This is a genomic window from Streptomyces vulcanius (assembly GCF_042653945.1).
Lineage (GTDB): Bacteria > Actinomycetota > Actinomycetes > Streptomycetales > Streptomycetaceae > Streptomyces > Streptomyces mangrovi.
The window spans coordinates 149,488-172,293 of the sequence record NZ_JBHSFK010000005.1 but is presented as its reverse complement, the minus strand read 5'-3'; the positions used below and the strand labels follow the sequence as shown (position 1 = coordinate 172,293).

Genomic DNA, 22,806 nt, shown 5'->3' with positions numbered 1-22,806 from the left:
GGACCAAGGGGCTACAGGCGGACGGTCATCCGTACGCTCACTTCTCCGCCCGCCCCTATCCCCTGCGGCAGGCGTACGGCGTTCTTCAACGGCAGCAGATAGCCGCCGTCCTTGGGGAAGAGGGACGTCTCGAAGGTGATCCCGCCGATGCGGGCCTCGACCGGGATCACGCCCCAGCCGTACGAGGCCGCTGCGGCCACCTCACGGATGTCGGCGGACTCGTCGTCCGGCACGGGGACGAAGTAGTACGGCGCGGGTCCACGCCATTCGATCACCCGGCCGGTGAAGACGAGTTCCATGCGGATCTCCTCAGCAGTTCCCCTCAGTCGTTGAAGTAGTAGACCACGAGCGTGTGTTCGGGCTGTTCGGGCTGTTCGGCCGGGCGGAAGGCGGTGTACACGTAGTCGAGGCCGAGGGCGCTCACCCCTTTGAGTTAAGGTAAGGCTCGCCTTATCAAAACCGTCGGGAGATTCCGTGCGTACGTCGTCGTTGAAGTGGAAAGCCGCCCTGGGCGCGTCCGTCGTGGCAGTCGTCGGAGGGGCGCTGGCCGGCTGCTCGACCTCGGCTGACAACGATGCCACGTCCTCCTCGGCCGGCACGAAGGACGGCGAGCGCAACATGGTCGCCGGGGCGTCCGAGGGCCCGTCCGCCGCGCCCAGTGTCCTCGCCGACGGCATGGGCGCGGACACCGACACCGACGGAACGTTTCCCCGCACGGTGAAACACTTCCAGGGCAGTACGACGCTCAAGACCGAGCCGAAGAAGATCGCCGTGCTCAGCACCGGTCAGCTCGACGATCTGCTCACCCTGGGCGTCGTACCGACCGCCTCCACCCGCGCCGACAACGCGGGCCTGGTTCCCGACTACCTCGCGGACACCTTCCCGCAGCACAAGGCGAAGCTCGGCGCGATGACCGACGCGGGCACCCGGCAGGCGCCCAACCTGGAGTCGCTGGCCGCCGCCAAGCCCGATCTGATCCTGGTCAACGACTCGCTCGGCGACCTCTACCCCAAGCTGTCGAAGATCGCGCCGACCGTGGTCACCGCGGGCCAGGGCATCAACTGGAAGCGGGACCTGCTGCTCGTCGGCGACGCGATCGGCAAGGGGCAGGCGGCGCAGAAGCTGCTGGACGGGATCGTCTCCGACGCGAAGGCGAAGGGGGACGCGGCGGACGGCGATCCGGCCGTCTCCATGGTCCGCTTCACGCCCGACCGCACCCGGATGTTCGGCGTCTCCTCCTTCACCGGTTCGATCGCCGTCGACATGGGGCTGTCCCGGCCCAAGTCGCAGCAGTTCAACGCCATTTCGGAGGACATCAGCAGCGAGAAGATCGACACGGCGGACGCCGACTGGATCTTCTACTCCGTCCAGGGCGACGCGAGCGAGACGGACGCGGCGAGCACCCTGGCCGGGCCGCTGTGGAAGGGGATGTCGGCCGTCGAGGCGGGCCACGCCGTCAAGGTCGACGACGACCCCTGGTACCTCAACGCCGGTCCGACCGCCGCGCGTCTCGTCGTCACCGAGCTCGGCCGGCGTCTGACCAAGTGAAGTACCTCGTCTGGCCGGCGGTCACCCTGCTGGTGGCCGCCGCGGCCGTGCTCAGCCTCGCCGTGGGGACGCGGGCGGTCCCGCCGTCCGCCGTGCTCGACGCCCTGCTGCACGGCGGCGGCTCGCCCGACGCCCTCGTCGTACGGTCCCTGCGGCTGCCCCGGACCGAGATCGGGCTGACGGCGGGCGCCGCGCTCGGCCTGGCCGGGGCGGCCCTCCAGGCGGTCACCCGCAATCCGCTCGCCGACCCCGGCATCCTCGGGCTGAGCCAGGGCGCGGCGGCGGGCGTCGTCCTCGCCCTCTCCCTCGGCCTCGCGAACGGCTTCGGCGGCTATGTCTGGTACGCCTTCGCCGGCGCCGTCGCCGCGGCCTGTCTGGTGTACGGCATCGCCGCGCGGGGGCGGGGCGGGGCCTCGCCGGTGAAGCTGTCGCTGGCCGGTACGGCACTGTCCGCGATGACCGCCGGAGCGACGACCGTCGTGCTCACGTCGAGTTCGGCGACGCTCGACCAGTTCCGGTTCTGGCAGGTGGGCGCGCTGAGCGGGCGGGACGCCGACACCGTCGTCCGGATGCTGCCGTTTCTGGCGGTGGGGGCGGGGCTGGTGATCGCCTGTGCGCGGGGGCTCGACGCGCTGGCCCTCGGCGACGAGACGGCTCGGGCGCTGGGGCACCGGGTGCACACGGTACGGGTGTGCGCGGCGCTGGGGGCGACCCTGCTGACCGCTTCCGCGGTGGCCGCGGCGGGGCCGATCGCGTTCGTGGGGCTGGCGGTGCCGCATCTCGCCCGGCGGCTGGTGCGGGGGGTCGGGCACCGGGTGGTGCTGCCGTTGTCGGCGCTGCTGGGGGCGGGGTTGCTGGTGCTGGCGGACGTGGTGGGGCGGGTGGTGCGGGCTCCCGCGGAGGTGCCGGCGGGGGTGATGACGGCGTTGGTGGGGGTGCCGGTGCTCGTTGTTCTGGTACGGCGGAAGGGGGTGGCGGCGTGAAGGGTGACCGGGGTTCGGGTGGGCCGGGGGTGGGGCGCGCGGCCCGGCGCTTGCGGGGCGCCCCAGCGCCCACCCGTGCCTCAAGGGCCTGGGGGTCCCCCCAGGCCCTTGAGGCACGGGGGGAGGCACGACTTCCCGCAGCCAGGCAGACAAGTGTTCTGCGCCCTACCACCCACACATCCCTCGTCCTCCACCGTCGCTCCCTCTACGTCGCCCTCGGCCTTCTCGCGCTTCTCGCGGGCGTGATGCTCGTGTCCGCGTGTGTCGGGCAGACGTACATCCCGCCCGCCGAGGTCTGGCGGACCGTGCGGGGGGAAGCGAGCCCCTACGACCTGGTGGTGAACGAGCTGCGGGTGCCCCGGATCGCGCTCGGCGCCCTGGTCGGCGCCGCGCTCGGTGTCTCCGGGGCCCTCGTGCAGACGGTCACCCGCAATCCGCTGGCCAGCCCGGACGTGATCGGTGTCGGGCACGGCGCCGCCGCCGCGACGGTCCTCGCGCTGACCACCGGCACCGTCTCCGCCCCCGGTGCGATGCCCGCCGTGTCCGTCGTGGGCGGACTCGCGGCTGCGGCCCTCGTGTACGTCCTCGCCTGGCGCCACGGCATGCAGCCGAACCGTTTCGTGCTCACCGGCGTCGGTATCGGCGTCGCCCTCTCCGCCGTCGTCCAGCTCTACCTCGCCGACAGCGAACTGGAGGCCGCCGAGCAGCTCAAGCTGTGGCTGACCGGCAGCCTCAACGGCCGGGGCTGGGAGCAGGCGGGCCCGCTGGGCGTCGTACTCCTGCTCTCCCTCCCGGCGCTGGTGTGGGCGAACCGTGCCGTGCGCCCGCTCGGTCTCGACGCGGACACCGCGTCCGCGCTGGGCGTGCGGGTGGACCGGGCGCGGCTCGGGCTGACCGTCCTCGGAGTCGTCCTGGCGGCGAGCGCGACCGGCGCCGCCGGGCCGATCGGCTTTGTCGCCCTCACCGCGCCCCAGCTGGCGCGCCGGCTCACCCGGACGCCCCAACTGCCGCTGCTCACCAGCGCGTTGACGGGTGCGGTGGTCCTGGTGACGGCCGATCTGGCGGCCCGTACGCTGCTGCCGCCGCTGGAGATCCCGGTCGGCGCGCTGACCGCGCTGGTCGGCGGGCCGTATCTGCTGTGGCTGCTGGGACGGGACCGACACGAACGCCGGGGACCCTGACGGGAACCCGACCGTGTCCGGCGCCCCTCCTCATGGGCATGAGTACCGACACGCTCACCGAACTGAACATCGGCGCCGCCGACGACGCCGAGAACGAGGGATGGGGCATCGCCTCCGCGTCCGTCGTCCTGCTCTCCCTCGGGGTGCTGGGCGCGTACGCCTTCGATGTCACGGAGGACCGGCACGCCACCGCCGAGCTGGCGGTCTGCCGGGAGCTGGCGAGCACCTGGCCGATGTACGCGGCGGCGTACGCCGGGCTCTTCGCCACGGTCGCCGCCGTGGTGCTCGCCGGGCGCCGGCTGCTCCAGCCCCGGCGTCCGCGCGGGCCGGTGCAGATGGCCGGCATGGTGCTGCCGGCCGCTCTGCTGCTGCTCGCCCTTCAGGGCCTGATCATGTGGACGCTGTACCAGCAGTCGCCGGGCGGACCGGTCGACTGCTGATACAGCGGCCGTCCTCGGACACGAGGGTCAGATGGTCGCGGTGTCGATCACGAACCGGTACCGGACGTCACTCGCCAGCACCCGCTCGTACGCGTCGTTGATCTCGTCCGCGCGAATCAGCTCGATCTCCGCGCCGAAGCCGTGCTCCGCGCAGAAGTCCAGCATCTCCTGGGTCTCCTGGATGCCGCCGATGCCGGAGCCGGCGAGGGTCTTGCGACCGCCTATCACGGAGAACAGGTTGAGGTTGACGGGCTCCTCGGGGGCGCCGACGTTGACGAACGCGCCGTCCGTGCGGAGGAGGGACAGGAAGGCGTCCAGGTTCAGCGGGGCCGAGACCGTCGACAGGATGAGGTCGAAGGTGCCCTTCAGGTCCTGGAAGGTCTTCTCGTCGCTGGTCGCGTAGTAGTGGTCGGCGCCCAGCTTCAGGCCGTCGTCCTTCTTGCGCAGCGACTGGGACAGGACCGTCACCTCGGCGCCGAGCGCGTGCGCGATCTTGACGCCCATGTGGCCGAGGCCGCCCATGCCGAGGATGGCGACCTTCTTGCCGGGGCCGGCGTTCCAGTGCTTCAGCGGGGAGTACGTGGTGATGCCGGCGCAGAGCAGCGGCGCGGCCACGTCGAGGGCGAGGCCGTCGGGGATGCGCAGGACGTAGTTCTCGTCGACGACGATGTTCTCGGAGTAGCCGCCGTAGGTGGGCTTGCCGTCCTTGCCGACGGCGTTGTACGTGCCGACGCCGCCGACGGTGCAGTACTGCTCCAGGCCGGCCTTGCAGTTGTCGCACTCGCGGCAGGAGTCGACCAGGCAGCCGACGCCCACCCGGTCGCCGACGGCGTACTTGGTGACGCCGGAGCCGACCTCGGTGACGATGCCGGCGATCTCGTGGCCGGGGACCATCGGGAAGATGGCCTCGCCCCAGCCCTCGCGGGCCTGGTGGATGTCGGAGTGACAGATACCGGCGAACTTGATGTCGATCAGGACGTCGAACTCGCCGACCGCCCGGCGCTCGATCGTCGTGCGCTCCAGAGGAGCCTTGGCAGCGGGTGCGGCGTACGCGGCAACGGTGGTCATGCCGGGAATCTCCTAGCGGGGGGTCGTCGTCCCGGCCTGCCTTCCGGCCGGGCACGGTGTTCAGCCTGCCCCATCACAGGCGTCTCACCCAGCCCACGGCTCTGCGTACGACTGCTGTGCCTACCACTGGCGGGGTCAGGATCACCGTCGTACGACGGTGAATACTGGACGTATGGATGAACAGCCACCGTCTTTCGGACTGTCCGGCACGCCGCTGGACCGGCGGGCCGAGCTGAGCGAGTTCCTGCGTACCCGGCGAGCGCGGCTGAAGCCGGAGGACGTAGGGCTGCCGGACTTCGGCCGGCACCGGCGGGTACCGGGGCTGCGGCGCGAGGAGCTGGCGCAGCTGGCCGGGGTGTCGGTGGCGTACTACACACGCCTGGAACAGGGCAACGGACGCAACGTCTCGGCGGAGGTCCTGGACTCGATCGCGCGTGCCCTGCGGCTGACCGACGCCGAGCACGCCCACCTCACGCACCTCGCGAAGCCGAAGCACAAGAAGAAGCAGACCGCGCGTCCGCAGCAGGTGCGGGTATCGCTGCGGCAGCTCCTCGACACCATGGACGGCGTGCCCGCGTACGTCGTGGGGCGGCGCTCGGAGATCCTCGCCTGGAACCGGATGGCGGCGGCGGTCTTCGGCGACTGGGCGGAGCTGCCGCCGGCCGAGCGGAACTGGGCGCGGCTGGTGTTCCTGAAGCCCGAGTACCGCGACCTCTTCGTCGACTGGGAGCAGAAGGCCATCGACATCGTCTGCGTGCTGCGCATGGACGCCGGCTGTTTCCCCGACGACCCGCGCCTGTCCGCGATCGTGGGCGAGCTCTCCGTCAAGAGCGAGGACTTCCGCCGTCTGTGGGCCACCCACGACGTCAAGGAGAAGAACCACGGCGTGAAGCAGCTGCGCCACCCGCTCGTCGGCGACCTCTCCCTCAACTTCGAGGGCTTCCGGCTGGCGGACGACGGCGACCAGGCGATGGTCGTCTACCACGCGGAACCGGGCTCCCCGTCGGCAGACGCCCTGCGCCTCCTGGCGAGCTGGGGCGCGGACGCGACCCGCGCGGGTTCACAGACACCGTCCGCCTGACGCCTGTAGTCACCCTTGATAGGGCGGAGCCGCCCCCCACCCCCACATCGGCACCGGCTGCTCCGTCGGGGGCTTGGCGTCCGGGCCGGAGAAGTGGACGGCGAGCCGGGTGCCCCATTCGACGTACGCGAGGAAGGCCGAGCGGAACTCCGGGTCCGTCGGCAGACCGGCCTCGTCGGCGGCGTCCTGGATGAGGTTGACCCATCTGCGCCGCTGGGCCTCGGTGATGGCAAGGCCGAAGTGCTTGGCGACCATGTGATCGTGTCCGCCCTGGGTCGCCGTGTAGGCGTCCGGTCCGCCGAAGACCTCGGCCAGCCACAGGGCGACGTGCCCGGCGTGCTCGGGGGCGAGGTTCGCGAAGACGGGCGCCAGCAGGTCGTCCGCCAGGACCTTCGTGTAGAACGCGTCCGTCAGCCGGGCGAACGCCTCCGCCCCGCCCGCCCACCGGTACAGCGTGGGTACGGCCGAACCCGTCCCGCGCACGGGGGTGGCCTTGTAGTGCCGCATCTCCTCTATGGCAGCGACGTACGGCCGGATCTCGGCGAGGAAGGGCGGGAACAGCTCGGAGGTGCGGAAGCCCTGGAGGTGGTCCTCGGTCGACGTCCAGGTGATGCGCAGGATGAAGTGCTCGAAGTCCTCCTCGCAGCGGGCGAGTTCGTAGTCGAGGCAGTGCGGGGAGGCCGCGAGCCGGCCCGCGGCACGGGTGTAGGCGGCGAGGAACTCCTCGGACTTCTCCTCGGGAATGCGGTATCGGATGTACTCGACCGTGGTCGTGGGTGCAGCCGTCATGGGTCCACGCAAACACGAAAGGGACCGCGGAGGCCGATGTTCCGCGCAGACCGGGTTATGGACCGGTGGGGAGCCCCTCCTTTGGCCCTGGCCGGCGGACCATTGACGGGGCCAGGGTGGAGGACGTCCCAGTTCGCGTCCCAGTTCACGTCGCCGTTCACATCGCCGTTCGCGGAGGCCCCCTTGACCATGGCGTTCCCGCTGTCCGGCCGGACCCACGCGCGCCGTTGGACCAACCGCGGGAGGCGGGTCACGCCATGACCTCCGGCTCCGACTTCCTCCAGCTCGACGCCGCCGCCGTGCCCGCCGACGGCAAGTCGGACTGGCTGGCCCGGCGGCTGCGGCGGGCGATGGCCGACGGCCGGCTGACCGTGGGCAGCAGGCTGCCGCCCACCCGGGTGCTCGCCGCCGAGCTGCGCGTCTCGCGCGGGGTGGTCGCGGAGGCGTACCGCCGGCTCACGGAGGACGGCCATGTGGAGGGCCGCCGCCGGGGCGGGACGGTGGTGGTGGCGACCCCTCCGCCACCGGCCACCACGCCCACCGGGCCGCCGCCCGAGCCCGTGGGTGCCTTCTCCGGCGAACCCGGCAACGACGTCTTCGACGCCCTCCGCGCCGCCCCCGCCCGCATCGACCTCACCCCCGGCCGCCCGGATCTCACCGCCTTCCCCCGGACGGCCTGGCTGCGCGCCGAACGAGCCCTCCTCACCGGTCTGTCCGCCGACGAACTCGGCTACGGCGACCCGCGCGGCACCCCTCAGCTACGCCGCGCCGTCGCCAACTGGCTGGCCCGCACCCGCGGCATGCGAGCCGACCCGGCCGACATCCTGATCGTCGCCGGAATCGCACAGGCCCTGACCCTCCTGCACCCCGTCCTGCGCGCCGACGGCATCGACGCCGTGGCGGTCGAGGACCCCGGCTCCCTGGGCACCCGCCAGCACCTGCACCACGGGGGCCTGGCCACCCCGCCGGTGCCGCTCGACCCCGACGGCATCCGGATCGACGCCCTGCGCGCCACCGGCGCCCGCGCGGTCCTGCTCACACCGGCCCACCAGTTCCCGATGGGCATGGTGACGGGGGGTGAGCGCCGCCGCGAACTGCTGCGCTGGGCTCGGGACGGCGGCCTCATCCTGGAGGACGACTACGACGCGGAACACCGCTACGACCGCCCGCCGGTCCCGGCCCTGCGCTCCCTCCTGGCCGACGACCAGGTCTGCTATCTGGGCAGCGTCTCCAAACTCCTCGCCCCCGCCCTCCGCATCGGCTGGATGGTCCCGCCCCGCCGCCACCTCGCTCCGCTGGTGGACGCGAAACGCTTCACCGACCTCGGCAACGCGGCCCTCCCCCAACTGGTCCTGGCCCGCCTCCTGGAGTCCGGCACCCTGGAACGCCACCTGCGCCTCCTGCGCGACCGCCACCGCAGACGCCGCGACGCGATGATCACCGCCCTGGCCACCCATCTCCCGGCGGCCACGGTCCACGGCACGGCAGCAGGCCTCCACCTGACCATCACGTACGACACCCCGGACATCCCTGACACGGCCCTGGCCGCCACCGCCCTCACCCACGGCGTGAAGTGCCACCCCCTGTCCTGGCACCGCCAACTCCCCGGCAGCCCCGGCCTGGTCCTGGGCTACGCGGCGAGCCCGGCGGGGGTGATCACGGAGGGGGTGGCGGCCCTGGGCAGGGCACTGCGCGAACTGACCTGACGCTACGGAACGTGAGCCTCCGGGACACGCCCGACCGGTACGGTGGACATCCGGACCGCGACGCGGACACACAGCCTGACCACGGTGGGCAGGATCTGATCCCCCGGCCCGAACGAACCCCCGAGGCTGTCCGCACCGCCCTCGCCAGGATCGCTCCTCACCGGCTCGACGAGATGGAGCGGCACAAGGAACAAGCGCAGCACCAGGCCGCTCTCGCCGCAGTCCACGGCACCACGAGCAAGGCCGACCCCGCCTTCCGGGAAGGTATGAACGAGCTGGCCGCGGTCGAGTCCGAAGCCGTTCAGGCGGTGTGTGGATGACCTGACGGTGGGAGTACGACCCTGACGAGCAGCATGTGATCGGCGATGCTCCGCCGGCGTTCGTGGCCGAGGTGGAGAAGGCGGCGGACGAGCTGGTCCGCGCGTACGGGGCCGTCTGAAGCAGCCCAGGGAAGATGATGGGGGACCACAACTCGATGGTCTCTGCGTGTTTCTCAGGTACGTCTTCCCGTAGAAGCTCCCCTCCAGGAACGCATCCAACGACAGCCCCGCCGCCTCCCTCTTCCACCGCAACTCCTTGCCGTAGAAGGTCGGAACGCCCATCGAGCCGACGATGTCCTTGCCCCGAGCCACCACTCGCCCTCCTCCGCCGACCTGGTCGCGAACGCGAAACCTCACCCATGGCCGCCACCCCACACGACACCATCCTCTGCGTGGAGGAACTCCGCGCCGCCTCGCCCTGCACGGCATCACGCTGCCCTCGCTCCGCGTGGACCTGCCGACCTTCGCCTCCCCCTACCGGCCGGGCCCCGTCGCGCTCGGGAACTGCAACACCGCCACCGCCCGCGAACTCGCCGCGGCCCTCCGGAAGGCCGCCGCACAGTGACCTTCGAAATCGACCTTCTCGTCACCCCGAAGTCCGTCCCCGAGCTGCGCGACCGGCTCCGCGAGCATCCCTACGATGTCCGCCTCTGCGTCAGCGAGTTGGTCACCAACGTCATCGACCACCTCGGCGAGGGCACCCCGGTCAGCGTCAGTCCGGCCGGGGACTCGCCCTGCTCGACGCGCTCGCGGATGGGTGGGGCGTGGAGCAGGGGGTCGCGGGCAAGACCGTATGGTGCGAGCTCGGGGCCGGCTCAGGGGACCGGGGACGGCTCGGATCGTGGCGCGGTGTCGGCGGCGGCCACGGGGGCCTCCAGGTGCTGCTGGAGGCGCAGGTGGCGGAACTCGTAGTGCGCGCCCGACTGGCGCAGCACGCCACGGCGGTGGGCGTCGTCGAGGAACCGCATGAGCCGCCAGGGTGCCCGTCCGGTCAGGGCCAGCCAGATCCGGGCCGTGCCGAGCCGGCCCCAGGCGCTGAGCGCGAGCGCGGAGGAGCCCACCGGCACCCAGAGCTCGGTGTGCATGGTGCCCAGGGTGCTGCCGCGGCTGGTGGCCGAGATCAGCAGGAGACAGACCCCGCCCGCGAGGACGGCGGCGATCGCGCTGCGCGCGAGGGTGGCGGCGCGGTCGGTGCGCAGGGCACTCTGCGGGCCGACGGCGCGGATCGTGTCGGACGGGGTGTTCAGCGCTTCGTACACCCCGGAGGCGCAGCCTCCGATGGCGCCGATGAGCACTCCGAAGGCCACCAGGGGCAGCACGGCGTCGAGGACGACCGTCTCGACAGCGCGACGCACGAGCCACACCTCGACCCGGTGCGGCAGGGCGACGGCCAGGTTGTGGGCGTCGACCGGCTTGTCCTTCCGGACGGCGGGCCCGCTCGGTCGGTCGAGCACCCATCCGTCGCGCCCCCGGTGGATCCGCACCCTCTCGTCGAATTCCGCGATCCGGCGGTCCCATGAGATCCGCGCCCCCTTCATCACGGCGAACGGCCGGTCGAGCGCCGTTCGCTCCACCAGGAGGACGTGCTGCGGCTTCGTGGAGGTGACGGACCGGCCGCCGTCGGCCGTCTCCGTCAGCCGCCAGCCGTCGATCACCGTGCCGCTCGGCAAGGGGCGGGCCGAATGGATTCCGTACGCGGCGAAGGCGCCCGTGATGCCGCCGACGACGGCCGAGACGCAGACGCCGATGAGCGTGCAGGCGAGGAAGCCCCGCAGGAGCCCCTCGCCGAAGCCCCGCAGTACGGCAGCCGGGCCGGTGTACTGCGCCACCGCCCGTTCCCCGCGCCGCGCCCCGGCCAGGAACAGGAACAGCCCTGCCACGAGGCAGGTCGCGGACACGACGGGTTCGCCCGCGTAGCCATAGATCACCAGACCGGCGAAGACGGCCACGGCGCCCAGCGCGCGTACGGCACGGAGACCGCCCGGACCCCCCGCCCAGGGCAGGGCCAGCGGGAGGGGACGCCGGGGCAGGCCCGCGACGGCGAACATCATCGAAAGGATCAGCCCGAAGCAGCACCCGTTGAGGAACCAGGTCGGCCGCGGTGTGATCACGGCGCCCAGACGCACACCGAGCAGTGGCGGGACGCACAGGCCCAGGGCCACGGCGATGACCGTGGCCGCGGCGGCCATCGTCAGCGCCATGTGGAACAGCCGGCGCGGTCCCTGCGGGGTTTCGGCGGTGTCGGGCGGCAGGAGGGCGAGCCCGAAGCACAGGCCCGTCAGAATGCCCGCGAAGTTGACTACGGCCGACAGCGGGCTGTCCCAGTTGGCGACCGCGCCACCCCCGTACACGGCCAACGGCACCAGGAGCGCGACCGTCGCGGCGAGTGCCGTCGTCGCGGGGCCGATCACGCGCAGCGCCCTGGGCATCGCCGCCGGAAGCTCCCACCAGGCCAGCCGCCAGGTGCCACCGGGCTCGGAACGGTGCTGCGGCAGGTCGCGTGCGAGGCTGCGGAGCCAGTGGTGTGCCTTGTCCGGGCACCAGGTGCCGTCGGCGAAGACGGCCGGGACGAAGGCGTCCAGCAGGTGCTTCTCGATGTCCTCCGCCATGGGGAAGCGCTCGGTGTCCGTGAGGTGGTCCGGGGCTCGGGAGGTGTCCCCGTACACCGTGCGGGCCAGCGCCACCATCAGCGGTGAGCTCAGTGCTTCGGCCAGTTGGGCGGAGGGGGCGCCGAGGGCCTGTGTCCAGACCGTGGCTCCGGAGGCGTCCGCACGCGCCGTGGCTTCCAGGTAGGCGCGCGCCGTCGCGAACTCCAGCGGAAGCAGTTCCACCACCTCGGCGGAGGTCAGTACGTCGCCCCCGTCGACGGCGCTGCTCCAGTCCTCGGTGCGGCAGGTGAGCACGACGGGCAGCCGCTCGTCCATCGCGGCGTTCAGGCATACCAGAGCCGTCCCGCGCACCTCCTCGGGGAGTTCGTCGAAGCCGTCGAGCACGGGCAGTACGAGACCGGCGTCCAGCAGTTCGCGGGCCAGTGTGCGCTCGCCCCGCACGGCGGCCAACGGCCGGTACTCGGCGGCCAGTCGCTCGGCCAGCCAGTCACGCGGGGAGACGGTCCGTGGGTCCCAGCTCGCCAGGGAGAACAGCACCGGAACCCGCTCGCCCCGCTGCCGGACGGCCAGCATCCCCAGCACGAACCGCACGGCGAAGATCGTCTTCCCCGCGCCCGGAGCGCCCAGCACCACCAGCCGCCGGGAGGGCCGCACCCGGAACGTCCGGACGATCCGGGCGAGCCCGTGGCTGCCGTCGCGGGGCAGTGGCAGCGGAAGGCCGGGCCCGATGTTCCGCTCATGGTCGGCGAGCGGGGGGTCGACGCGGGCCCAGCGGACGTCGAGGGGTTCCGGGTCCGGCAGTCGGCGGCGCCGGGCCACGCCCGCCCACTGCGTATCCACCGCCTCGGCGAGTTCGTCGGCCGCCCGCCGGCGCCGGTCGGCGCCGGTCCGGTCGTCGGCCGGCCCCCGGAGGAGGTCGGCCGCGAAGGCGCAGACCGAGACGAAGGCGGACACGAGGGAGATCCACATCGACGTCGCGCCGGTGTCGCCGTCTCCGCCTGCCAGGACGACGACCAGCGCGACCAGGGCCGCGGCGACCACCCCCAGTCCGACGCGCCGCTGTGCCCGTGCCCCTGTGAAGAGTGTCCGCATGCTCCGACCCCGTGTCCGTGATCCGCCTGTACCAGGTGAACGAGGGGAGGGCGGCGGCGTACCGGCGCCGGGGGGCGGCGCACGGTAGCGGGACGGGAGCATGCGGGACGGTCACGGGCCCCCGGAACACACGGAGATGTCCCGGGGGGTGTGCTGGGCGGTCCGGAGCGTCAGGACGACGCCGCGTTCTCCTTCACCGTGATCTTGCCCTTGCGGATGGTCGCGACGCGCGGGGCCTTCTTCGCGATCGCGGAGTCGTGGGTGACCATGATGAAGGTCAGGCCCAGCTCCTTCCACATGCGTTCGAGGACGTCCATGATCTCGTCGCGCATGCCCTCGTCGAGGTTGCCGGTGGGCTCGTCGGCGAGGAGGACCTTGGGCTGCTTGACCAGGGCCCGGGCGATGGCCACACGCTGCTGCTGGCCGCCGGACATCTCCGAGGGGAGGTGGCTCAGACGCTCGCCGAGCCCGACCGACTTGAGGGCCTCGGCGGCCCGTTCGCGGCGCTCCTTCGTCTTCACGCCCATCGGTACGAGGGCGGTCTCGACGTTCTCCTGGGCGGTGAGCGTCGGGATGAGGTTGAAGGCCTGGAAGACGAAGCCGATGTTCTCGCTGCGTACCTTCGTCAGCTTCGCCTCGGAGAGCCGCGCGAGGTCGGTGCCGTCCAGCACGACCTCGCCCTCGGACGGCCGGTCGAGGCCGCCGAGCATCTGGAGGAGGGTGGACTTGCCGCCGCCCGTCGGGCCCTGGATGACCAGCCGGTCGCCGTCGGCGATGGTCAGGTCGACGCCGTCCAGCGCGTGGACGGTGTCCTTGCCGCGTGTGTAGCGCTTGGTGACGCCTCTGAGTTCGTACATGGGGACAACAACTCCTGCAAGTAGATGAGGGGGTGGGCTACTCGACGCGGCGCAGCGCGTCGGCCGGACGCAGGCGCGACGCGCGCCAGCCGCCGAACGCGCCCGCGATCAGCCCGCCGGCCACCGCGAGGCCGACCGCGATGGCCACCGTCGTGACGCTCACCGGCGCGGTCAGCGCCACGTCGAGCGTCTTGGCCGCCGCCCGGCCGGGACCGCCGCCGAAGCCGCCGCCTCCTCCGCCGCCGGGGCCGCCCTGGCCCCCGCCGCCACCGCCGCCCATCTGGGCCTGGAGGGTGGGGCTGATGGCGGTCACGGCGTACGCGCCCGCGAGGCCGAGCGCGATACCGAGGGCACCGCCGAGCAGACCGTTGACCATGGCCTCGCCGACGACCTGCCGGGTGACGCGGCCGGACTTCCAGCCCAGCGCCTTCAGCGTGCCGAACTCACGGACGCGGCGGGAGACAGCCGAGGAGGTCAGCAGACCGGCGACCAGGAAGGCCGCGATGAGCACGGCGATGGACAGCCACTTGCCGACGTTGGTGGCGAGCGAGGACGCCGTGGAGAGGGAGCCGGAGACGGTGTCCGCGAGGTCGGCGGAGGTCGTCACGGTGGTACCCGAGACGTTCTTCTGGATGGTCGACTTGACGCTGTCGATCTGCTGCGAGTCGGTCGCCTTGACGTAGATCGTGGTGACCTTGTTCTTCGACTCGCTGAGGGTCTGCGCCTGGGTCAGCGGGATGTAGAGGTTGGCCGCGGAGTCACCGCTGTCGGCCGTGGCGACGCCGACCACCTTGAACTTGACGCTCTTGACGGTGACGGTCGAACCGACCTTGAGCTTCTTCTCCTTGGCGTAGGCCGAGTCGACGACGGCGACCTTCGCGTTCGTCTCCGTGGTCTTGAAGGTACGGCCACTGGTGATCTTGGAGGAGGTCAGCGGGCCGAGGTCGAGCTTGGTGACGTCGGTGCCGTAGACGGAGTAGTTGTTGACGTCGAAGTTGGCGCCGCCGCCCTGGACTTCGCCCTGCGGCTGGCCGGTGCCGCCGCCGTTGCCGCCCCGGCCGCCCTGCTGGCCGCCGTTGCCGCTGTTGCCGTCCTGCTGGAACTGGCCGCGGGTGAACTGGCCGTTGATCTTGATGACCTGGAGGCTCAGCCCGCCGACCGCGTCCGCGACGCCCTTCTGCTGGTCGACCTTGGTGACGGTCGAGGTGGCCAGGGTCTGGAAGCCCTGGACCATGACCCGGTCGGTGCTCTGCTCGGTGTCGTCGCCGTTCTCCCGCGCGTCGAACTGGAAGCGTGGACGGTCCGACGCGCTCGCGTTGGCCGCGGCGGCCTTGGTGACCGTCATGTCCGTGCCCAGCCCGTAGAGGCTCTGCAGGACCTTGTCCTGGGCCTTCCCCATGCCTGACGACACGGAGCTGACCACGATGACCAGCGCGATTCCCAGCGCCAGTCCGGAGGCGACGACGAGGGCCGCCTTTCTGCGGCGGCGCAACTCGCGCCTCAGGTAGGTGAAGAACATGGCCGCAAGGTAGGTACGGCGCGTGATGACTGGATAAGGCAGATATAAGAGAACGATGAGAAGACTGTGGTTGACCCCGGAAAAGACGATGCCGCCCCTGGGGGCGGCATCATCAGACTGTGAGGGGGCTGTCAGACGGCCGAACCCGCCTTCCAGTCCGCCCAGTTCAGGTTCCAGCCGTTGAGGCCGTTGTCCGGGGCCACCGTCTTGTCGCCGGTGTTCTGGACGACCACGACATCGCCGACCATCGAGTTGGTGTAGAACCAGTAGCCCGCCGTGCCGGTGTCGTTGGCGCCCTTGGTGTCGGACAGGCCCACGCAGCCGTGGCTGGTGTTCACCGCGCCGAAGATGGACTTGGCGCCCCAGTAGTTGCCGTGCACGAAGGTGCCGGAGTTGGTGAGCCGGATGGCGTGCGGCACGTCCTTGATGTCGTACTCGCCCTTGCCGTCGTCGTCGGTGAAGCCCACGGTCGCGCCGTTCATGCGCGTCTCCTTGAACTTCTCCGACATCACCATGATGCCTTCGTAGGTCTTGTTGTCGGGCGAACCGGCGGAGATCGGGATGGTCTTGATCGTCGCGCCGTTGTGCGTGATCTTCATCTGCTTGGTCTTGGCGTCGACGTAGGAGACCTGGTTACGGCCGATCTTGAAGGTGACCGTCTTCTGCTGGACCCCGAAGACACCGTTGGCGCCCTCCACGCCGTCGAGCGCGAGCTTCAGCGTGACGGTGGAGTTCTCCTTCCAGTAGTCGTCGGGGCGGCAGTCCATACGGACGGTGGAGAACCAGTGGCAGACGACCTCCTGGCCGCTGCTGGTGCTGACCGTGATGCCCTTCTGCACGGCCGCCTTGTTGGTGATCTCCTTGTTGAAGTTGATCGACACCGGCATGCCGACGCCGACCGTCGAGCCGTCCTCCGGCGTGAAGTTGCCTATGAAGCTGTTGTCCGGGGAGACGGTGGTGAAGGACGCGTTCTCGTGGGCTTCGAGGCCCTTGGAGTCCTTCGCGGTCGCCGTCACCTTGTAGGTGGTCGAGCGCTCCAGCTGGGTGCTGGGCTTCCAGCTGGTCTTGTCGGCCGAGAGCGCGCCCTCTACGGCGGTGCCGTCGGTCGTGGTCATCGCGACCGCGCTCAGCGTGCCCTTGCTGACCGTCACGGCCGCCGAGTTGTTGATGGAGGCGTTGTTCGAGCCGTCCGCAGGAGTGATCTTGATCTGGGCCTCGGAGCTCTTCTTCGCCGCCGCCTCGTCAGCCTTCGACTGGGAGGAGCTGTCGCCGCCGTCCGAGGCACTGCTGTCACCGCCGGAACACGCGGAGAGCACCAGAACACCGCCGAGCAGTGCGGACGCCGTCATCAGACCTCGGCGCCGCCTACTGTCCGTCATCACACGCTTCTCCATCGTTGCCGATTTCCAAGTAACCCGTCGGGTCCCCACTTGATGAACATAAACGCCTCGGCGGGCCGATCCCGTTGCACATTCTCCGAATGTGTGGGCCACGCCACGTCCGCTCCCGTCCGTCCCCGCGATCGTGGCGATCGTCGTCCCCATCATCCCCGTCGAGGTCCCGGTCCGGCGAGCCGGACCGGAATCGATCAGTTCGCCGGTCCGGGAGACCCGGCGGAGTCCGACTCCGGGCACCTCACTGACCAGGTCGAACGGAGCCACGAGGCACCCAGGGGACACCGCGGTGTCTTCCGTCACAGGCACTCAGCCTACGGCTCACAGCTCCCACAACTTTCCCGCGACCCCGGCCTTTCATTAACATCGGGCCAGCATCGGCCCGCCCGGCCAAATCGCCAGCGCCACAAGGGGATCGATATTCCGTGTCATCCGCTCGCCGCCCGTTGTTGACCGCCACCGCCGCGGGGACCCTGCTGGGCGCCCTGTGGTTCGTCCCGTCCGCCAACGCGTCCCAGGACGCCCCGGCCAGACTGGAGACGACGACGCAGGTCACGACCCAGGCGCGCGCCATGTCCACGACCACCAGAAGCAGTACGGACGCGAACACCACGGCCGACGACGGTGCCCGGCTCGCCGACACCGGAAGCTTCGACACCACCCCGTACGTGGTCGGCGGGACGGCGCTGCTCGCCCTGGGCGCGGGCTTCGTCGTCTATTCCGTCCGCCGTGAACGCCTCGGATTTTGAATCCGCTTGACTCGCCGTTGACAGAGACTTCATAGTCCCGGACATGAAGAGATCATCGGGGGCGCGGCTGTGCTCCATAGCCGCGTTGGGCGCCTTGTCGCTCATGTTCGTCACGGGCTGTTCGTCGGATTCGGACGAGGGGTCGAAGGGCTCCGAGGACACCAAGGGTTCGGCCTCCGCGTCGGCGGGCGACTCGGGCTCGGACTCCGGATCGGACGCGAAGGCGCTGACGTCGGCCGAGCTGGAGAAGCTCCTGCTGGCGAAGGGGGACATCACGGGGTTCACGTTCGACTCGGGGGTCGACACGCTGCCGACGACCAAGTCCGCGGTGAAGACCGACAAGGCCGCGTGCGACCCGCTCGCCTGGGCGACCGCCGGCCTCGCCCCGGGTGACACGGACGCGAGCGCCAGCAACTCCGTCACGGAGGACAAGTCCTCGGCCTCGAAGACGGGCGACGCCTCCGTCGAGGACGCCTTCGACGTCAACCTGACGTTCGTGGGCCTGTCCTCCTACGACGGCGACGGCGCCGAGAAGGCCATGAAGGCCGTCTCGGACGGCGTGACGGCCTGCTCCGGCGGGTACGGCATCACGTCCGACGGCGAGAAGCAGAAGATCACCAAGGTCGTCTCGGAGAAGGGCACCGGGGGCGGCGACGAGTCGGTGGCGTTCGCGCAGGACGCCGACATGGACGGCTCGGGCACGGCCACCGTCCACAGCGAGGTGATCCGCAAGGGCAACACCATCGCCTCGTTCTACACCTTGAACTTCGCCGCGTTCGGCAAGGGCGGCGACATGGACCCGGTTCCGGCGGCCCTGGTCACCGCCCAGCTCGGCAAGCTCAAGTAACGGGATATGACCTTCGGGGGCCGCGCCGTACGGCGGGGCCCCCGCTGTCGTCCTACCGCAGCGGTCCGGTGACCGTCTCCGCCGCCGTGACCAGCCGCCCGTCGCGCACGAACGCGTCCGCCGCCGCGAGGTCGGGCGCCAGGAACCGGTCCGGCCCCGGGCCCTCGACGCCGGCCTTGCGTACGGCCTCGATGACGGCCCGGGAGGCGGGCGCCGGGGCGAGCCCCTCGCGCAGTTCGATACCGCGGGTGGCGGCGTACAGCTCGACGGCGAGCACGCGCGTGAGGTTGTCGACGGCCGTCCGCAGCTTGCGCGCCGCCGACCAGCCCATCGACACATGGTCCTCCTGCATCGCGGAGGACGGGATCGAGTCCGCCGACGCCGGTACGGCGAGCCGCTTCAGCTCGCTCACCAGCGCGGCCTGCGTGTACTGGGCGATCATCAGGCCGGAGTCGACGCCGGCGTCGTCCGCGAGGAACGGCGGCAGACCGTGGCTGCGGTTCTTGTCGAGCAGCCGGTCGGTGCGCCGCTCGGCGATGGAGGCGAGGTCGGCGACGGCGATGGCGAGGAAGTCGAGCACGTAGGCCACCGGGGCCCCGTGGAAGTTCCCGTTGGACTCCACCCTTCCGTCGGGCAGCACCACGGGGTTGTCGACGGCCGACGCCAGTTCCCGCTCGGCGACGAGCCGGGCGTGGGCCATGGTGTCGCGTCCGGCACCCGCGACCTGCGGGGCGCAGCGCACCGAGTAGGCGTCCTGGACGCGCGGGGCGTCGTCCTGGTGGTGCCCGGTGAGTGCCGAGCCGTCGAGGACCGCGAGCATGTTGGCGGCGGAGTCGCCCTGCCCCGGATGCGGGCGGATGGCGTGCAGCTCGGGCGCGAGGACCCGGTCCGTGCCGAGCAGCGCCTCCAGGCTGAGGGCGGCGGTGATGTCGGCGGACTTGTAGAGCCGGTCCAGGTCGGCGAGGGCCATGATCAGCATGCCGAGCATGCCGTCGGTGCCGTTGAGCAGGGCGAGGCCCTCCTTCTCGACCAGTTCGACGGGGGCGATCCCGTGCTCGGCGAGCAGCGCGGCAGCGGGGCGTACGACGCCGTCCGGGCCCTCCGCCTCGCCCTCGCCCATGAGGGTCAGGGCGCAGTGGGACAGGGGCGCGAGGTCGCCGGAGCAGCCGAGGGAGCCGTACTCGTGCACGACCGGGGTGATCCCGGCGTTGAGGAGGTCGGCCATGGTCTGCGCGACCTCGGGCCGTACGCCGGTGCGTCCGGAGCAGACGGTCTTCAGCCGCAGGAACATCAGCGCGCGGACGACCTCCCGCTCAACGCGCGGGCCCATTCCGGCGGCGTGCGAGCGGACGATGTTGCGCTGGAGCCGGGTGCGCAGTTCCGGGCCGATGTGCCGGGTGGCGAGGGCGCCGAACCCGGTGGAGACGCCGTAGACCGGGTCGGGCTTGGCGGCGAGCGCCGCCACGATCCCGCGGGCCGCGGCGAGGGCCGCCACCGCCTCCCCGGAGAGCTCGACGCGCGCCCCGTCGCGCGCCACGGCCAGCACGTCGGACGCGGTCACCCCCGACGTCCCCACCACCACTGTATGCATATCCATATTCAGGAGCGTACGCAGTGAAGACATAGATGTGAAGATGGAGATGTCACCAGCGGGAGCCGGGTTCACCCCTTACCGGGTCAGGGCCTCCCCCGGAACCGGCGGCGCTCGGCGGTCCGCCCCCGCCCCTCCGACGGCTCGTCGGCGAGGTGTAGGACGGGGTCGTCGGGGCCCTCGCGGCCCGCGACCACCGGCCGGTCGGCCCGTACGGCCTTGGCACGGTACTGGGCGGCGTCGGCGAGCCGGAAGAGGCGGCGGGCGCTGCGGACCGGCCCGATCGGATCCTCCGTGGACGCGACCCCGCAGGCCACGCCCTCACCGAGCTCCAGCTGACCGGCGCGCCGGCACAGTTCGTCGGCCACCTTCACCACGTCGTCGGCGGGCGGTCCCGCCGCGAGCAGACAGAACTCGTCCCCGCCGAGCCGCGCGGCGAGCGCCCCCGGCAGCATGGCCCCGCACAGCGAGAGGACCGACCCGAACCGTTCGAGCAGCCGGTCCCCCGCCGAGTGCCCCAGGGTGTCGTTGACCCGCTTGAGCCCGTTGAGATCACACACGGCGAGGCTGACGACGACACCTTCCGCGCGGTGCCGCTCGATCGCCTCCTCGAGCCCCACGTCGACGGCGCGACGGTTGGCGAGACCGGTGAGGGCGTCGGTGAAGGCCAGCCGCCTGGCCTCCTCCAGCCGCTCGGTCTGCGCGATGCCTGCGGCGACCACGGCGGCCAGGACGGTCGCGAAGTCGGCATCGACGCGGTCGAGGACGGGGGTGCCTGCGGCGCGGGCGACGTACAGCTCGCCCCAGGCCCGGCCGTGCAGCACGATCGGCGCGACCACACAGGAGCCGCGGCCCCTGCGGCGCAGGGCGGCGACCCTCTGGTGGCAGTAGCCGGACCGCCCCGCCGCGGCGCCCTCCGCGATCTCCACCCAGGCGTTGGGCTCGCCGCCGGACGCCCAGCGTTCGTGCAGGAACTCGGTGATCTCCGGGAACTGGTGCACGGGGTAGGCCTCGTCCTCGGGGAACTCCTCCTCGCCGACGGCCAGCTGCCCCACGTTCACCAGTACCCGCAGCCGTCCCAGGTCCCGCTCCCACACCGACAGCGCGGCGAAGTCGCCCCCGAGCGCCCGGCACGCCCCCACCGCGGCGGCCCGCCACGACTCCCGAGGCGCCCGCGCGGCAGCCATGCCCTGCGCGAGCGCCACGACGGCGACGAGGCGTGTGTCCTCACCCATCACCCCAGGCTAGGGACATTCACGGCAAAGGGGGACACCGAACGGGTACGTAGGGTGACGCCCCACTGCCCGGAGGCGCCGGACGGGCTGGATTCACCCCACCCGGCCGATTCACTCCCCCGGCCACACAGGGCGCCGCTTCTCGTTGAACGCCGCCACCCCCTCCGCCCGGTCCCCCGAGAACGCCACCGCCCGCCACGCCGCGTCCTCCACCTCGAGCCCCGCCCGCAGATCCAGCCCCTGCCCCAACCGCAGCGCCCTCTTCGCCGCCCGCAGCCCCACCGGCGAGTTCTCCCCGATCCGCGCGGCCAGCGCCAGCGCCTCCGCCCGGTCCCGCCCCTCCTCCACCAGCACGTCCACCAGCCCCAGCTCCCGCGCCTCCGCCGCCTCCACCCGCCGCGCGCTGAAGATCAGCTCGGCCGCCCGCGCCGCCCCCACCCGCCGCGGCAGCAGCTGCGTACCGCCGCCGCCCGGGATCACCCCGACCGACACCTCCGGCAGCCCCACCACGGCCGTACGGTCGGCCACGACGACATCGCACGCGAGCGCCAGCTCGTATCCGCCGCCGAGCGCGAAGCCGTGCACCGCCGCCACCGCCGGCACGGGCAGCTCCAGCACGCCGGTGTACGCCCCGCGCGAGACGGGCCGCTGCCGCAGCAGTTCCGCGTCGCTGAAGGAGTTGCGCTCCTTGAGGTCGGCGCCGACGCAGAACGCCCGCTCGTGGGTCGAGGTGACCACGACGACCCGTACGTCCCGGTCGTCGCCCAGCGCCGTACACGCCGCGGCGATGGACCGGGCCATCGCGCTGGACACGGCGTTCATGGCCTTGGGCCGGTCGAGGACCAGCTCGGCGACATGCCCGCCGTCCCCGTGCCGCCGCACCGCCACGAACTCCCCGAACCGCTCCTCGTCCATGACGTCCTCCCGGTTAACGCGGGTTAACAACTGCCGACGGCCCGATCATCGCAGCCCCGCCCCGGCCGGGGAAGGGCGACTGTTCCCCGCCACCGCCCGCCCAACCCCCCGCCCACCCGTCCGGGTGACATCCCGCCCAACCCTCCACGGACCGCCCATGGGAGCGCATAACGTGCGTCCGCCCCGGCGCAACGGGGGCGCGAACGCACCGGGGAGGGGACGCGATGACGAGCACACCGGTGGAACCGGAGCCCGGCAGGCAGCGGACAGGGGCGCCGCGCGGCCGACACCGCCGTCCCCGCCCCCGCAAGGCGCTGTTCGCCGTGGGCGGCCTGGCGCTGGCCGCCGGTGTCCTGAGCCTCGTCCGGCCGGCCCCGGACCCGGACCCGGACGGCGTCCGCGGCATCGGCGCCGCGGAGGCGGAACCACCCGCGGAGCCCGTCAGCAGCGGCACCCCGACTCCGGACCGCCCGGCCAACGCGGCGGCCGACACGGCGGCCACCGTCGCCGCCACCCCGACGCCCCCCACCCCGATGGGCGGGACGAACACGAGCCCGGCACCCGAGGTGAGCCTCCTCCCGGGCCTCCCGGGCTCCCCCACCTCTGTCGCCCTCACCCCGGGCGCCACCTACGCCCCTGCCGCCCCGCGCGCGACGCCCACCCCGGCACCCACGCCGACGAGAACCCCCGCCCCCCGCCGGCCGGCGGCACCGGCCCCGCCGCCCGCTCCGCACACCGAGCCCCCCGCACCGCCGCCCTCCGCGCCCGCGACGCAGCGGCCCGCCCAGCCGGCCCTGTGCGTACCGGTCATCGGCCTGTGCGTCGACCCGCTACTAGCCCCCACCCACCCGAGGGCCGCAAGTCCCGCTCTGTGAGGATCCC

At 72.0% G+C, this 22,806-nt stretch carries 20 protein-coding genes and 2 pseudogenes; 11 read left to right on the top strand and 11 right to left on the bottom strand.

All coding sequences use genetic code 11. From position 1 onward, the window contains the following. Positions 1-11 precede the first annotated feature (11 nt). On the bottom strand, positions 12-299 hold the full coding sequence (locus ACFPIH_RS09745; protein ID WP_381165461.1) for a DUF1905 domain-containing protein: 288 nt from the start codon (positions 297-299) through the stop codon (positions 12-14). A gap of 175 nt (positions 300-474) precedes the next feature. Between ACFPIH_RS09745 and ACFPIH_RS09740 the strand changes: the two genes are divergently transcribed. The 4 genes from ACFPIH_RS09740 (at position 475) to ACFPIH_RS09725 (ending at position 4,152) form a co-directional block, all read left to right on the top strand. Beyond that, positions 475-1,548, top strand: coding sequence for an ABC transporter substrate-binding protein (locus ACFPIH_RS09740; protein ID WP_381165463.1), 1,074 nt, complete (start codon positions 475-477; stop codon positions 1,546-1,548). Continuing rightward, a complete protein-coding gene (locus tag ACFPIH_RS09735; RefSeq protein WP_381165465.1) occupies positions 1,545-2,531 on the top strand; it encodes a FecCD family ABC transporter permease in 987 nt (328 codons plus the stop codon). The genes ACFPIH_RS09740 and ACFPIH_RS09735 overlap by 4 nt, the downstream gene beginning before the upstream one ends. Positions 2,532-2,689: 158 nt before the next feature. Beyond that, positions 2,690-3,712, top strand: coding sequence for a FecCD family ABC transporter permease (locus ACFPIH_RS09730; RefSeq protein WP_381165798.1), 1,023 nt, complete (start codon positions 2,690-2,692; stop codon positions 3,710-3,712). Positions 3,713-3,750: 38 nt separating this feature from the next. After that, positions 3,751-4,152, top strand: a complete 402-nt coding sequence (locus ACFPIH_RS09725; RefSeq protein WP_381165467.1) for a hypothetical protein — start codon at positions 3,751-3,753, stop codon at positions 4,150-4,152. 27 nt (positions 4,153-4,179) lie between these two features. Here ACFPIH_RS09725 and ACFPIH_RS09720 read toward each other — a convergent pair whose 3' ends face one another. Further along, a complete protein-coding gene (locus ACFPIH_RS09720; RefSeq protein ID WP_381165468.1) occupies positions 4,180-5,220 on the bottom strand; it encodes an NAD(P)-dependent alcohol dehydrogenase in 1,041 nt (346 codons plus the stop codon). A 172-nt stretch (positions 5,221-5,392) separates the two neighbouring features. Between ACFPIH_RS09720 and ACFPIH_RS09715 the strand changes: the two genes are divergently transcribed. Next, entirely contained in the window at positions 5,393-6,301 is a 909-nt protein-coding gene (locus ACFPIH_RS09715) for a helix-turn-helix domain-containing protein (protein WP_381165470.1), read from the top strand. 9 nt (positions 6,302-6,310) lie between these two features. On the opposite strand, the gene ACFPIH_RS09710 is transcribed toward ACFPIH_RS09715, so the two are convergent. Further along, positions 6,311-7,090 carry a group II truncated hemoglobin gene (locus ACFPIH_RS09710; RefSeq protein WP_381165472.1) on the bottom strand — a complete coding sequence of 260 codons (780 nt, stop codon included), beginning with the start codon at positions 7,088-7,090 and terminating at the stop codon, positions 6,311-6,313. Positions 7,091-7,347: 257 nt separating this feature from the next. Here ACFPIH_RS09710 and pdxR point away from each other — a divergent pair, with 257 nt between their 5' ends. Then, a complete protein-coding gene (pdxR, locus tag ACFPIH_RS09705) occupies positions 7,348-8,796 on the top strand; it encodes a MocR-like pyridoxine biosynthesis transcription factor PdxR (RefSeq protein WP_381165473.1) in 1,449 nt (482 codons plus the stop codon). Positions 8,797-8,807: 11 nt separating this feature from the next. After that, on the top strand, positions 8,808-9,116 hold the full coding sequence (locus ACFPIH_RS09700; RefSeq protein WP_381165475.1) for a hypothetical protein: 309 nt from the start codon (positions 8,808-8,810) through the stop codon (positions 9,114-9,116). A 79-nt stretch (positions 9,117-9,195) separates the two neighbouring features. On the opposite strand, the pseudogene ACFPIH_RS09695 reads toward ACFPIH_RS09700, so the two are convergent. Beyond that, positions 9,196-9,428: pseudogene (locus ACFPIH_RS09695) on the bottom strand (Scr1 family TA system antitoxin-like transcriptional regulator); the annotation flags it as partial. A 47-nt stretch (positions 9,429-9,475) separates the two neighbouring features. Here ACFPIH_RS09695 and ACFPIH_RS09690 point away from each other — a divergent pair. Next, positions 9,476-9,681, top strand: a pseudogene (locus ACFPIH_RS09690) (hypothetical protein). A 250-nt stretch (positions 9,682-9,931) separates the two neighbouring features. On the opposite strand, the gene ACFPIH_RS09685 reads toward ACFPIH_RS09690, so the two are convergent. The 4 genes from ACFPIH_RS09685 to ACFPIH_RS09670 all read right to left on the bottom strand — a co-directional run bounded on the left by ACFPIH_RS09685 (position 9,932) and on the right by ACFPIH_RS09670 (position 16,587). Then, positions 9,932-12,817: an NACHT domain-containing protein gene (locus ACFPIH_RS09685; RefSeq protein ID WP_381165477.1), complete on the bottom strand. Its 2,886-nt coding sequence runs from the start codon at positions 12,815-12,817 to the stop codon at positions 9,932-9,934. A 170-nt stretch (positions 12,818-12,987) separates the two neighbouring features. Further along, complete coding sequence (locus tag ACFPIH_RS09680) at positions 12,988-13,674, bottom strand: ABC transporter ATP-binding protein (protein ID WP_381165479.1); 687 nt, start codon at positions 13,672-13,674, stop codon at positions 12,988-12,990. A gap of 37 nt (positions 13,675-13,711) precedes the next feature. Continuing rightward, positions 13,712-15,193, bottom strand: a complete 1,482-nt coding sequence (locus ACFPIH_RS09675) for an ABC transporter permease (RefSeq protein WP_381165481.1) — start codon at positions 15,191-15,193, stop codon at positions 13,712-13,714. Positions 15,194-15,324: 131 nt separating this feature from the next. Then, positions 15,325-16,587 carry a L,D-transpeptidase gene (locus ACFPIH_RS09670; RefSeq protein ID WP_381165483.1) on the bottom strand — a complete coding sequence of 421 codons (1,263 nt, stop codon included), beginning with the start codon at positions 16,585-16,587 and terminating at the stop codon, positions 15,325-15,327. Between the two features lie 425 nt (positions 16,588-17,012). Between ACFPIH_RS09670 and ACFPIH_RS09665 the strand changes: the two genes are divergently transcribed. Together ACFPIH_RS09665 and ACFPIH_RS09660 are read left to right on the top strand one after the other, a co-directional pair. Beyond that, entirely contained in the window at positions 17,013-17,336 is a 324-nt protein-coding gene (locus tag ACFPIH_RS09665) for an LAETG motif-containing sortase-dependent surface protein (RefSeq protein WP_381165485.1), read from the top strand. Between the two features lie 43 nt (positions 17,337-17,379). Beyond that, positions 17,380-18,183 (top strand): hypothetical protein, encoded by an 804-nt coding sequence (locus tag ACFPIH_RS09660; protein ID WP_381165487.1) that lies wholly within the window; start codon positions 17,380-17,382, stop codon positions 18,181-18,183. Between the two features lie 52 nt (positions 18,184-18,235). Here ACFPIH_RS09660 and hutH read toward each other — a convergent pair whose 3' ends face one another. The 3 genes from hutH to ACFPIH_RS09645 all read right to left on the bottom strand — a co-directional run bounded on the left by hutH (position 18,236) and on the right by ACFPIH_RS09645 (position 21,924). Further along, entirely contained in the window at positions 18,236-19,774 is a 1,539-nt protein-coding gene (hutH, locus tag ACFPIH_RS09655) for a histidine ammonia-lyase (protein ID WP_381165800.1), read from the bottom strand. Between the two features lie 86 nt (positions 19,775-19,860). Beyond that, positions 19,861-21,009 (bottom strand): GGDEF domain-containing protein, encoded by a 1,149-nt coding sequence (locus ACFPIH_RS09650; protein WP_381165489.1) that lies wholly within the window; start codon positions 21,007-21,009, stop codon positions 19,861-19,863. 111 nt (positions 21,010-21,120) lie between these two features. Then, entirely contained in the window at positions 21,121-21,924 is an 804-nt protein-coding gene (locus tag ACFPIH_RS09645; RefSeq protein ID WP_381165491.1) for an enoyl-CoA hydratase/isomerase family protein, read from the bottom strand. 224 nt (positions 21,925-22,148) lie between these two features. Between ACFPIH_RS09645 and ACFPIH_RS09640 the strand changes: the two genes are divergently transcribed. Then, the gene (locus tag ACFPIH_RS09640) at positions 22,149-22,799 is read left to right on the top strand and encodes a hypothetical protein (RefSeq protein WP_381165493.1); all 651 of its coding nucleotides are present in this window, start codon (positions 22,149-22,151) and stop codon (positions 22,797-22,799) included. Positions 22,800-22,806: the final 7 nt, after the last annotated feature.

Bases quoted from the DNA above. Each gene is read 5' to 3' on its own strand.
- ACFPIH_RS09745 (WP_381165461.1), bottom strand. From the start codon at position 299: ATGGAACTCGTCTTCACCGGCCGGGTGATCGAATGGCGTGGACCCGCG.
- ACFPIH_RS09725 (WP_381165467.1), top strand. From the start codon at position 3,751: ATGAGTACCGACACGCTCACCGAACTGAACATCGGCGCCGCCGACGAC.
- ACFPIH_RS09720 (WP_381165468.1), bottom strand. From the start codon at position 5,220: ATGACCACCGTTGCCGCGTACGCCGCACCCGCTGCCAAGGCTCCTCTG.
- ACFPIH_RS09715 (WP_381165470.1), top strand. From the start codon at position 5,393: ATGGATGAACAGCCACCGTCTTTCGGACTGTCCGGCACGCCGCTGGAC.
- ACFPIH_RS09710 (WP_381165472.1), bottom strand. From the start codon at position 7,090: ATGACGGCTGCACCCACGACCACGGTCGAGTACATCCGATACCGCATT.
- pdxR (WP_381165473.1), top strand. From the start codon at position 7,348: ATGACCTCCGGCTCCGACTTCCTCCAGCTCGACGCCGCCGCCGTGCCC.
- ACFPIH_RS09685 (WP_381165477.1), bottom strand. From the start codon at position 12,817: ATGCGGACACTCTTCACAGGGGCACGGGCACAGCGGCGCGTCGGACTG.
- ACFPIH_RS09680 (WP_381165479.1), bottom strand. From the start codon at position 13,674: ATGTACGAACTCAGAGGCGTCACCAAGCGCTACACACGCGGCAAGGAC.
- ACFPIH_RS09675 (WP_381165481.1), bottom strand. From the start codon at position 15,193: ATGTTCTTCACCTACCTGAGGCGCGAGTTGCGCCGCCGCAGAAAGGCG.
- ACFPIH_RS09670 (WP_381165483.1), bottom strand. From the start codon at position 16,587: ATGGAGAAGCGTGTGATGACGGACAGTAGGCGGCGCCGAGGTCTGATG.
- ACFPIH_RS09660 (WP_381165487.1), top strand. From the start codon at position 17,380: ATGAAGAGATCATCGGGGGCGCGGCTGTGCTCCATAGCCGCGTTGGGC.
- hutH (WP_381165800.1), bottom strand. From the start codon at position 19,774: ATGCATACAGTGGTGGTGGGGACGTCGGGGGTGACCGCGTCCGACGTG.
- ACFPIH_RS09650 (WP_381165489.1), bottom strand. From the start codon at position 21,009: ATGGGTGAGGACACACGCCTCGTCGCCGTCGTGGCGCTCGCGCAGGGC.
- ACFPIH_RS09645 (WP_381165491.1), bottom strand. From the start codon at position 21,924: ATGGACGAGGAGCGGTTCGGGGAGTTCGTGGCGGTGCGGCGGCACGGG.
- ACFPIH_RS09640 (WP_381165493.1), top strand. From the start codon at position 22,149: ATGACGAGCACACCGGTGGAACCGGAGCCCGGCAGGCAGCGGACAGGG.